At 59.6% G+C, this 10,563-nt stretch carries 9 protein-coding genes; 5 read left to right on the forward strand and 4 right to left on the reverse strand.

Translation table 11 applies throughout. The features are described 5' to 3' along the window. Positions 1 to 257 precede the first annotated feature (257 nt). Positions 258 to 1,136 (reverse strand): phosphoribulokinase, encoded by an 879-nt coding sequence (locus M3436_16330; protein ID MDQ3565611.1) that lies wholly within the window; start codon positions 1,134 to 1,136, stop codon positions 258 to 260. Between the two features lie 154 nt (positions 1,137 to 1,290). Here M3436_16330 and msbA point away from each other — a divergent pair, with 154 nt between their 5' ends. The 5 genes from msbA to M3436_16355 all read left to right on the forward strand — a co-directional run bounded on the left by msbA (position 1,291) and on the right by M3436_16355 (position 6,329). After that, positions 1,291 to 3,111 carry a lipid A export permease/ATP-binding protein MsbA gene (gene msbA, locus M3436_16335; GenBank protein MDQ3565612.1) on the forward strand — a complete coding sequence of 607 codons (1,821 nt, stop codon included), beginning with the start codon at positions 1,291 to 1,293 and terminating at the stop codon, positions 3,109 to 3,111. Between the two features lie 34 nt (positions 3,112 to 3,145). After that, positions 3,146 to 3,682 (forward strand): RimK/LysX family protein, encoded by a 537-nt coding sequence (locus tag M3436_16340; GenBank protein MDQ3565613.1) that lies wholly within the window; start codon positions 3,146 to 3,148, stop codon positions 3,680 to 3,682. Then, complete coding sequence (gene rimK, locus M3436_16345; GenBank protein ID MDQ3565614.1) at positions 3,679 to 4,584, forward strand: 30S ribosomal protein S6--L-glutamate ligase; 906 nt, start codon at positions 3,679 to 3,681, stop codon at positions 4,582 to 4,584. Before M3436_16340 ends, rimK begins: the two co-directional genes overlap by 4 nt. Before the next feature lie 3 nt (positions 4,585 to 4,587). Further along, positions 4,588 to 5,592, forward strand: coding sequence for a succinylglutamate desuccinylase/aspartoacylase family protein (locus M3436_16350; GenBank protein ID MDQ3565615.1), 1,005 nt, complete (start codon positions 4,588 to 4,590; stop codon positions 5,590 to 5,592). Between the two features lie 224 nt (positions 5,593 to 5,816). After that, complete coding sequence (locus M3436_16355; GenBank protein MDQ3565616.1) at positions 5,817 to 6,329, forward strand: O-acetyl-ADP-ribose deacetylase; 513 nt, start codon at positions 5,817 to 5,819, stop codon at positions 6,327 to 6,329. Positions 6,330 to 6,597: 268 nt separating this feature from the next. On the opposite strand, the gene M3436_16360 is transcribed toward M3436_16355, so the two are convergent. The 3 genes from M3436_16360 to M3436_16370 are packed head-to-tail and all read right to left on the reverse strand — an operon-like array spanning position 6,598 to position 10,416. Continuing rightward, a complete protein-coding gene (locus tag M3436_16360; GenBank protein MDQ3565617.1) occupies positions 6,598 to 9,744 on the reverse strand; it encodes a site-specific DNA-methyltransferase in 3,147 nt (1,048 codons plus the stop codon). A gap of 29 nt (positions 9,745 to 9,773) precedes the next feature. Then, the gene (locus tag M3436_16365; protein MDQ3565618.1) at positions 9,774 to 10,133 is read right to left on the reverse strand and encodes a DUF86 domain-containing protein; all 360 of its coding nucleotides are present in this window, start codon (positions 10,131 to 10,133) and stop codon (positions 9,774 to 9,776) included. After that, a complete protein-coding gene (locus M3436_16370) occupies positions 10,126 to 10,416 on the reverse strand; it encodes a nucleotidyltransferase family protein (GenBank protein ID MDQ3565619.1) in 291 nt (96 codons plus the stop codon). The genes M3436_16365 and M3436_16370 overlap by 8 nt, the downstream gene beginning before the upstream one ends. Between the last annotated feature and the right edge of the window lie 147 nt (positions 10,417 to 10,563).

Consider the following 10,563-nt stretch of genomic DNA (forward strand, 5'->3'; position numbering starts at 1 on the left):
CATCACGAGTATCGAGCGCATACAGCCCCCCCACTAGTTATTGTTGGCGGTATTATAGTAATGGCCGCACGCACGGAGCCAGCGGATTTTTTTCGCCAAGCAGAAACGCCGAGCTAATGCGCTGCAGGCCCGGGTTCTTGGAAGCTTGCCGACATCACCGCGATCGCGGTGATGTCGATTTCGTATTCGGCCGGAGTTGCCGAGGCGTGTTACGAACAGGATTCAGTGAATCCAGGCAAAAAACCTGGTGTTATGCCTTATTCAGCTTGCGAGCGCCGTTTCATCAAGCGCTCGAGGACGGGTGTAATGATGAATTCGATAGCTAGAATTTTTTTTCCTGCCGGCACCACAATCGTGTCATGCCGCGACATGAAGGCGCCATCCAACACCTCGATTAAATAGCGAAAATCGACTTGCAGCTTCTTGACATTTCGAACATGGATGATGACAAAGCTCTCTTCATCGCCTGGGATTTCCTCAGCGGCGAAGGGGTTCGAGGTATCCACGGTCGGCACGCGTTGAAAGTTGATATCCGTGCGCGAAAATTGCGGGGTGATATAGTAGACATAATCATGCATGCGATTAAGGATCATGCGAGTTGCCGAGGCGGTCGTGTAGCCCCTCACTACCCGGTCCCTGTGGATTTTTTGGATCCATTCAAGATTAATGATCGGTACGACGCCGATACATAAATCAATGTAGCGGAGAACATTCACCGAATCGGCTATTAATGCCCCGTGGAGTCCTTCATAGAACAACAAATCGGTGTCCGGCGGCAAGTCTTCCCACGCCGTGAAGGTTCCCGGCGGTTGATGGTGGCGAGCCGCCTGCTCTTCGTTATGGACATAATAGCGGCGCCGCCCACAGCCGGTATCCGCGTACCGCTTAAAGAGCCATTCGAGCTCGTCGAAAAAGTTACCTTCCGGGCCGAAATGGGTTAAATGGCGGCCTTCCCGCTCCGCCTGTTCCGCCGCGGTTTGCATCTCGGAACGATCGTAACGATGAAAACAATCGCCTTCGATGATGGCGGGTTGGAGTTGCTCGCGGCGAAACAGATGCAAAAAGGCACGCCGCATATAGGTTGTCCCGGCGCCCGATGAACCGGTCACGGCGACGATCGGATGTTTTATCGACACGCAAACATTGCCTAATTCCGAACTTAGAACGTATATACTGCGCGCTTGCGAAGTATCTTTCTAGAGTCGATCCGGGGTGCAGGGAATGCGAGCGGAGAATACGGGGGTAGGGGGCGGTTCACGCTCGGGCGGCAAATCCTCGACGGGTACCCCTATGGCGGATGCCGCTGTGATCGATAGCCGAACGCTCTACCTCCGTCTTCTGCGATATGTCCATCCCTACCGGCGTACGTTCGCTATCTCCCTCCTCAGCATGGTCCTGCTGGCATGCACCGAACCCCTCTTGCCCGCCTTGCTCAAGCCCTTGCTCGACGGCAGCTTCATCGAGCAGGACGCCGGCGCACGGCTGACGGTACCCGGTCTCCTCGTCTTACTCTTCCTATTTCGCGGGGGGATCACCTATGCCAGCGACGTGTCCGTGAACTGGGTCGCACAGAAAGTCGTGCTCGATCTTCGCCAGCAGATGTTTCGCAACCTGGTGATGCTGCCCTCGGCTTATTTCGACACCACCAATTCCAGCGTCTTGATCTCTAAACTCAGCTTCGACGTGGCGCAGGTGGCGCAAGCCGCAACGCGCGGCGTGACCGTGCTGGTCAAAGACTCACTCGCGGTGCTCGGCTTGTTCTGCTACATGCTGTACCTGAACTGGATGTTGTCGTTGACGGTGCTCATCATCGCGCCTGTGGTCGGTTTGGTGATCTTAGGCGCGAGCCGGCGTTTGCGCGTGATGAGTCAGAAAGTGCAACACTCCATGGGCGCCATCACCGAAGTGGCCCAGGAAGCGATCGATTGCCACAAGGCGGTCAAGATCTATCAGGGGCGAGATCACGAAACGGGGCGCTTCCAGCGGGCGGCGGATGAAAATCGAAAGTTCACGATGAAGATTGCGACAGTCTCCGCCGCCAATGTCCCGATCATCCAAGCGCTGATGGCAGTGGTCTTAGCCGCGGTCACCTACCTGGCGGCCACCTTATCGGTAGCCGGCACGCTGACCATCGGTGATTTCGTCGCTTTTTTTACCGCGATGACTTTACTGCTACCACCCATTAAGCGCATAACCGGCATCAACGAGCACCTGCAGCGCGGTTTGGCGGCGGCGCAAAGCGTGTTCAGCCTGATTGACGAAGCGCCGGAACCAGACAGCCGAGCGAGGGATTGCAAACGGGCACACGGGGACATCGAATATGAAAACGTCAGCCTCGTCTACGAGCCGCGCCTCAGTCCCGCGCTGAACGGGATCTCGGTCAAGATCGAAGCGGGCGAGACCATAGCGTTGGTGGGGCCCTCGGGCAGCGGGAAATCAAGCTTCGCCAATCTGCTGCCGCGGTTTTATCACCCGAGCCGGGGACGCATCCTACTCGATGGCGTGGACATTGCCGATCTGAGCTTGCACGCTCTCAGAGGGAATATCGCCCTCGTGACCCAAGAGGTGCTGTTATTCAACGACACGATCCGCAACAACATCGCCTACGGCGCGATGCGCGAGGCGAGCGCGGCGGCGATTCTCAGGGCGGTCGAGGCGGCGCATGTCAGTGACTTCATTGCGACGATGCCGGAGGGGCTGGACACCTTGATCGGCGAAAACGGCGTCCGGCTCTCTGGCGGCCAACGTCAGCGGCTTGCCATCGCGCGCGCCATCCTCAAAGATGCCCCCCTCTTGATCCTCGATGAAGCGACATCCTCGTTGGATTCCATCTCCGAGCAGCACATCCAGGCGGGACTGGATACCCTGCGCCGGGGACGCACGTGCATCATCATCGCGCACCGTTTATCGACGATAGAAAACGCCGATCGCATCATCGTGCTGAAGCACGGAAAAATAGAAGAGATCGGCACCCACGACGAGCTCCTCCGGCGCCACGGAACCTATGCCCGGCTGCACCGGCTTCAGTTCAGGTCGCATGCCGCGGCCATCGAGATGCACCCACGTCGCGGGGAAGAGACCGCGAAGATAAAAAAAACCGTGCAAGAATAATCTTCCCCGCAAGCCGCATTGACAGAAACGCCCCATGGCAAAGAAAACCAGCGCCCTCGCCGAGCCATATCCCGGCCCGGCCGATCCACCGATCCGCGTCGGGTGGCGGGAGTGGGTTGCGTTTCCCGATCTCCGCCTCCCCGCCATCAAGGCCAAGATGGACAGCGGCGCACGCACCTCGGCGTTGCATACGTTCAAACTGCACACCTATGAAACCGCTGGACACCTCAAGGTTGAATTCTGGCTCCATCCCTTGCAATGCCGGACCGATATCACGCGGGTGTGCACCGCGGACGTCGTGGATAGTCGCACCGTGAGCGATTCGGGAGGACACCGCGAGCAACGCTTTGTCATTCACTCCATCGTACGCTTCATGGACCGAGCCTGGCCGATAGAAATCACGCTCGCCAATCGCGAGGACATGCTGTTTCGCCTGCTGCTTGGGCGCACGGCGATGGCGGCCGGGGGCCTGATCGTGGATCCCGGGAAATCCTTCATCGGCGGCCGCGCCTTACGCCGTGTTTATCTCCAATCGAGCCAGGGCTTACCGGCTGTCGAGCCGCCTCCATGAAGATTGCCATACTGTCGCGCAATCCGAAACTCTATTCGACCCGCCGCTTGGTGGAGGCCGCCAAGCAGCGGCGCCATGAGGTGCGGACCCTCGATGTGCTCCGCTGCTACATGAATATCACCTCCCATCGCCCGAGTATTCATTACAAGGGGCAGCACCATGAAGAGTTCGATGCCGTGATCCCCCGCATCGGCGCGTCGGTAACCTCCTACGGCACGGCGGTGCTGCGGCAGTTTGAAATGATGGGTGTTTACCCGCTCAACGAATCGGTCGCCATCAGCCGCTCCCGGGATAAACTGCGCGCCTTGCAGTTGCTCTCGCGCAAGGGTATCGGCCTGCCGGTCACGGGATTTGCGCATAAACCCGACGATATCGAGGATCTGATCCAGATGGTCGGCGGCCCGCCGCTCGTCATCAAGCTCCTCGAAGGCACGCAAGGCATGGGCGTCGTGCTCGCGGAAACGCATAATGCCGCGAAAAGCGTGATCGAGTCGTTTTTAGGATTGAAGGTAAGCGTTTTGGTACAGGAGTACATCAAGGAAGCCGGGGGCAGCGATCTACGCTGCATGGTGATTGGCGACAAGGTGGTCGCGGCAATGAAACGCCAAAGCCGCAGCGGCGACTTCCGCTCCAACCTGCACCGGGGCGGTGCGGCCAGCCTGATCAAGATCACAGCCGAGGAACGCTCCACGGCCGTTCGCGCCGCGCAAACAATGGGGCTGAACGTCGCGGGAGTGGATATCCTGCGCTCTAATCATGGTCCGCTGGTGCTCGAAGTGAACTCATCCCCCGGACTCGAAGGCATCGAAGTCGCGACCGGCAACGACATCGCGGGCGCGATCATCGAGTTCATCGAGAAAAACGCCCGCAGCGGAAAGACCCGCACCCGAGGCAGCGGGTAAGTCATGCCGCAAGCACCCATCCGCTGCGGCGGAATCGACGTTGCCGCCGGTCAGCGCCAGCTCATCGACCTGCCGATCCCGCGTCTCTATACCCATACCGCGCTGACGATTCCGGTCCGGGTCATCCACGGCCGCCAAAGCGGTCCCAGGCTCTTTGTGTGCGCGGCGATCCATGGGGACGAGATCAACGGCGTGGAGATCATCCGGCGGGTCCTGGACGTTCCAGACCTGATCCGCTTGAAAGGAACCCTGCTGGCCGTGCCCGTCGTGAACATCTATGGGTTCATCAATCAATCGCGCTACCTGCCGGATCGGCGGGATCTCAACCGTTGTTTTCCGGGTTCGGAGCAGGGATCCTTGGCGGCGCGGCTCGCCGATGTTTTTTTCCGCGAAATCGCCGCGCTGTGCACCCACGGGATCGATCTCCACACCGGGGCCATTCACCGCGATAACCTCCCGCAAATTCGTGCCTGTATCGGCGATCCTGAAACCTTACGGATGGCGCGCGCCTTTGCATCGACCGTCATTGTCAATACCGCTCTGGTCGAAGGTTCCATGCGTAAGGCGCTGGCGAGCCGCGGGATCCCGGTCATCGTGTACGAAGCAGGCGAAGCCTTGCGCTTCGACGAGACCGCGATCCAAACGGGATTTGAAGGCGTGCTCGCCGTGATGCGGGCCCTCGGTATGTTATCCGGGCGGCGCCAAAGCGGCCATCGGCCAAAGCGGTACACGGCTAAATCAAGCGTCTGGGTGCGCGCGCCCCAGAGCGGTATCCTGCGTACCGTGGCCTGTCTCGGCGCGCGTGTCAAAAAGAATCAGCTCCTCGGGATCGTGGCCGATCCCTTCGGCGAACGCGAAGCCGCGGTTAAAACACCCGCCATCGGCATCATCGTAGGGTGCACTAAATTACCGCTCGTCAGCGAAGGCGAGGCGCTGTTTCATATCGCCCGCTTGGAGCCAACGCACACGCGTGGTCGCGGCAACGAGCGAGCGCAGGCATCGGCGTAGGTTCCCGAATCAAGGACTACCAGAAAACCATCGAGGCCGGTAACGTGCTGCTGATGGTGGATAAACCGAAAGACCAGGCTGAAGATATATTACGAGCCTGATCCTGAGTGAACATCCCGAAGTTTCAGGGGCGCGGTCGGGACCGCTGCTCCTGGCGCTACCGTAGTTTTGTTCGATGGCGCCATCCGGCGCCCGCTGGGATGCGTTGTGCATAGGCTGCAACGATGACCGCCATCGAGGCCGTTACCGCTGATATCACCACGCTGGAGGTGGATGTCATCGTCAATGCGGCCAACACCTCGCTCCTCGGCGGCGGCGGTGTGGACAGGGCGATTCACCGGGCGGCGGGGCCCGAGTTGCTCGCCGAGTGCCGTACCCTCGAAGGATGCGCGACGGGCTCCGCTAAAATCACGAAAGGCTACCGCCTGCCGGCGCGTTTCGTCATTCACACGGTCGGTCCGGTCTGGCGAGGCGGTCACCACGGCGAGGCGGACCTACTAGCCTCGTGCTACCAGCAGAGCCTCGATCTCGCTGCCCAGTACGGCCTCGCCACGATTGCGTTTCCCGCCATCAGCTGCGGGGTCTACGGGTATCCGATATGTGAGGCCGCGGCGATCGCCGTACGCGAGGTCAGGAACTTTTTAGGCCGCTCCGATGCAGTACGCAAGGTTTACTATGCCTGCTTCGGTGCAGCAATCCACCTAGCCTACCTCGATACACTCGCCGCCCCGCCCTAGGGGTACGATCAAGCATAGGTCAAAAAACCCTTGTCCGCGATCGCACAACTTTTCCGGCAACTTACCCACCAGTAGCAATTTCCCGCGAAGGCCGGGCCGCCGCCAAAGCGGCGGCAGTGAATAGTGGTCAGTGGCTAGCGAAGAAGAACTATCCACTAGTCACTCACCACTAAACACTCGCGCACCTTCGGTGCGCCAAGGCTTCGTTTACGAGCGCGTGCCGCTTTAAGGTTTTTAGTCGCCATTACGCTGTTCTCCATTTCCCGGTTCAAGTTACCTTGAATACCTTCATGACTTCGTCGCCGAGGTGGTTGATGACTTTGACGGCGATGCGCCCGGACTTCGGTTTTTCGAAGGGGCGTGAGGTGTCGCTGTTGAGGGTCGCCCAGGCTTCTTTGTTGATCTCGGCCTTCAGCGTGGTCTTGAGCGCGCTGTAGGGGTCGTTGGCGCCGAGGAAGTAGGCGTGGCGGACGAAGAAGCCTTCTTCGTTGTAGTCGGTGTCGATGAACCAGCAGGCGATGCCGTCGGCGCCGTCGCTGCGGACTTCGCCGGTTTGCGGGTGGAACACATCAACACCGTTAACCTTAACGCGGATCTTGCCGTCGTCGCCATCGAGGATCGTGATGTCGGGTTCGCCGAAGATGACGAAGAGGTTGCCTTTGCCGGTGTTCTTTAGGTCCTCGGCCATGTGCAGATCGGCGTTCATGCGCGCCTTGAGCACGGGGATGCGGCCGAGCTTGCTGAACTCGGTGGCGTGGGCCTCGTAGTTGAAGGCGCAGGAGATCAGTACATCGAAGTCGGCGTCGCCGGCTTCGCGGGTAGCTGCGACCAGATCGGGGCGGGTGACCGTACCGAATTCCGGTCCGATGAAAATGGCAGCGCGCTTCTCGGCTCCGTCCCCCTCACCCTGCCCTCTCCCGCCGGAGGGAGAGGGTTGGGGTGAGGGGCGCGTTTCGATATACCGGCCTTCAGCGCAAATGAGATCGCCGGGCCAGAGCTTGAGCGCGGTGAAGGTGATCTTGTCTTCTTTGTGCGTTTGCTGGACGCCGGCGGTTTTGAGATTCTCCAGGATCATCTGCGGGAAAGACTGCTTCGCGCCGTAGTCCGCGCCCGGCTCAGCTACGCGCTGATCATTCGGGTCGATCAGTTCGTCGTTCTCGTCCACGCCCAGCACGCGGTGCGGCGAAAGGCTTTCAACTGTGAACGGCCCGGCCACGCGGACCTTCTTGTTGTCCTGGTAGGGTCTGTCGTAGAGGTACTCGAACTCGGCCTTGGCGGCGATCGAGGCGTCGATCTCCTTTTGGCGGGCGATGCGGGCCTGCCACCACTCGGCGTGCAGCTTCTTCGCCGCATCCGTCACCCCGGCGGAAGCCGGAGTCCAGTCTTTCGCTTCTTTCTGGATTCCGGCCCCCGTATCGGAGTACGGGGCAGGCTTCGCCGGAATGACGGCGAAAAGGTCGCGCGGGATTTCCCAATCCTCCCACGCCACCTTTCCGTCATTCCCGCGCACGCGGAAATCCGGTTTTTCGAACTCTGGATGCCCGCTTTCGCGGGCATGACGCGGAGGGGTACGGCCCAGTGCGTGATTCAGCAGTTCGCGCAGCGGTTCCAGCGTCGCCTGCCACTTGTCCCAGATAACGTCTATTTCCGCGTTGTTGGCAATGGACTTGAGCGTGATGTGCGGCACGCGCTCATAGACGAAGCCGTGGCGGATGTTGCCTTGCGCGGCCGTTCCCGTAGTTCCGGTAGGTCGGGTTAGCGCAGCGTAACCCGACGTTTGCGGCGCGGGTTGTCGGGTTACGCTATCGCTAACCCGACCTACGAATTCCATTTCTTTGCGTTTTCCCTCGGACGAGTCGGCCAGCAGGTAAAACGGATAGCGCGCGCCCATGATGCGGGCGCGGGCCAGCGCTAGCGCAACGCGCGAGGTGTCGATCGTGATCCAGCGGCGGCCCCATTGCTCGGCAACATAAGCAGTGGTGCCGGAGCCGCACGTCGGGTCGAGCACGAGGTCGCCAGGGTCGGTGGTCATGAGGATGCAGCGCTGGATCACTCTGGAACTGGTTTGCACCACATAGACCTTTTCTTCAGCCCGGCTGCTCAACACGACATCATCCCATGAGTTGCCGATTGGTGTGACCGCGAAGTCATCGAAGAACCGAACATAGGAGAGTTGCTTCCCTCGTGGTTCAAGCCGCCCGGCGCGGAGCAGCTTTTCCATCCCTGAAATTGTGGTCTTCCAATGTGAACTGGCATTCGGCTGAAACGAGATACCGAAGGCATGAAATGGAACTGACAGAGTTACCGAATACCCGGTCGAGACGATGTTGTCTTGGCGATAGAACCGGGCGTCGGGGTATTTGTCGGAAGTAGTTTCATCGCCCTCGCTTGTGGAAAGGGACCTGCGCCAGCCATCTGGGAGTTCAATCCGCTTGTATTCGCTTTTTCCACCCAGTTCTTTGGGACGGAGAGGTTGCCTATATTTCACGCTGTCTATGTCCTTTGCATACCAAAGAACATAGTCGAAGAGGTCGGCAATGACATTGGTCTTTGCCTCGGGGCTGCTGACGGCAGCCGTTTTGATAAAAGCGATCTGTGCAGCGAAGTTGGTTTCCCCGAATACCTCATCCATCACTGCCCGTACGCGATGCACGTTCTCATCGCCAATCTGCACGAAAATCGAACCCGACTCCGTCAACAAATCACGAGCCACGGTCAGCCGGTCGCGCAGATACGTGAGGTAGCTATGAATCCCATCGCGCCACGTATCGCGGAACGCCTTCACCTGCTCCGGCTCGCGGGTGATGTGGTCGGCCTTGCCGTCCTTCACGTCGCGGCTGGTCGTGCTCCACTGGAAGTTGCTGTTGAATTTGATGCCGTACGGCGGATCGAAGTAGATGCACTGCACCTTGCCGCGCAGTCCTTCGCGCTCGGCGAGGCTCGCCATTACCTGCAGTGAGTCGCCGAGGATCATCCGGTTCGACCAGTTCTGCTCGTGCTGGTAGAACTCGGTTTTGTCCACGCCTTGAGGGATGCCGTTGAAGTCGCCAAAGAGGTCGATCTGCGCGCCCACTTCTTGCGCGCGCTGCTCGCGAGTCTGCTTGAGCAGGTCGTCGATGAGCACCTTGGGGTGTACCTTCTCTTGGATGTAGAGCGGCGGGGCGTGGACGACGAGTTCGCTCCAGTCCTGCTCGTCCTTGCCGCGCCAGACGAGCTGCGGATCGAGGTCGCGGTTGCGCCGCTCTTTTGCATCGTCGAGCCCGGCAGCGCCACGCTCGTAGGCGACGCGCACGGGGGCCTGCTCGTGCTTCTGCATCACCGACTGATATTCGGCAGTCGGGATGTTCTTTCGCGTCGCTTCGTCGTGCTTGAGGGTTTCGACGGTTTTCTTGGTGTCCGATTTGTTTCTGGCCATGGAGAGCTATCCGTCTTGTTGCGGTCACATCACGGGTGGGCTTGCTTGAGCTTCTGCAAGGCCGCTAGCAACGCGGGGATGTCGTCCTGGATGATGCTCCAGAGCGTATCGTCGTCAATGCCCAAGTAGGCGTGGATCAGGCGGTTGCGCGTGGCGATGATCAACCGCCACGGGATGTCGGGATGAGCGGCGCGCACCGCGTCGGGGATGCGGGTAGCCGCCTCGCCGATGAGCTCCAAGTTGCGTAACGTGGCATCGTAGGTGAGCTCGTCGGCAACGAAAGCGGGCTGATCCAAACCGTTGGTGTAAGACAGGACCTTCTGTCCGAAGGCGATCATGTCGTCAACATAGAAACGCCATTCACGCTCGCCCTGCCCTACATTAGACACGGATGGCCTCCCGCTCGATATGGGGACGCAGCTCCGGACGCAGCGCCTTTTCCGTCACCAGATCCACCGGGCGGCCCAGCAGATCTTCCAGATAGAACTGGACACCGAAATAACGCTTTGAGGTAGCCGGGCCATCGAAGGCGATCAGGATGTCAATGTCGCTGTTCGCGCCCGCGACATCGCGCGCGGCAGAGCCGAACAGAGCCAGAGCGGTCACCCCGAACTCGCGGGCCAAGTGCGGCTTGTGGGCTTGAAGAAGTTTCAATGTTTCGTTTCTATTCATGTTGGAGCCGTTCTTCCAGCGACATTTTGTCCAACGGTATCGTGTTCGCCATGATGCCTCCTCATGTGTGTTGCTACTATTTGATTGACTAGATTACTCCGGGCCGAGCCGACCGGTATACGTTTCGATCATTTTACTGAACTCGGC

It is taken from the genome of Pseudomonadota bacterium, assembly GCA_030859565.1.
Lineage (GTDB): Bacteria > Pseudomonadota > Gammaproteobacteria > JACCXJ01 > JACCXJ01 > USCg-Taylor.

Excerpts from the sequence above, each read along its gene's own strand:
- msbA (MDQ3565612.1), top strand. The coding sequence starts at position 1,291 with ATGGCGGATGCCGCTGTGATCGATAGCCGAACGCTCTACCTCCGTCTT.
- M3436_16340 (MDQ3565613.1), top strand. The coding sequence starts at position 3,146 with ATGGCAAAGAAAACCAGCGCCCTCGCCGAGCCATATCCCGGCCCGGCC.
- rimK (MDQ3565614.1), top strand. The coding sequence starts at position 3,679 with ATGAAGATTGCCATACTGTCGCGCAATCCGAAACTCTATTCGACCCGC.
- M3436_16350 (MDQ3565615.1), top strand. The coding sequence starts at position 4,588 with ATGCCGCAAGCACCCATCCGCTGCGGCGGAATCGACGTTGCCGCCGGT.
- M3436_16355 (MDQ3565616.1), top strand. The coding sequence starts at position 5,817 with ATGACCGCCATCGAGGCCGTTACCGCTGATATCACCACGCTGGAGGTG.
- M3436_16360 (MDQ3565617.1), bottom strand. The coding sequence starts at position 9,744 with ATGGCCAGAAACAAATCGGACACCAAGAAAACCGTCGAAACCCTCAAG.
- M3436_16370 (MDQ3565619.1), bottom strand. The coding sequence starts at position 10,416 with ATGAATAGAAACGAAACATTGAAACTTCTTCAAGCCCACAAGCCGCAC.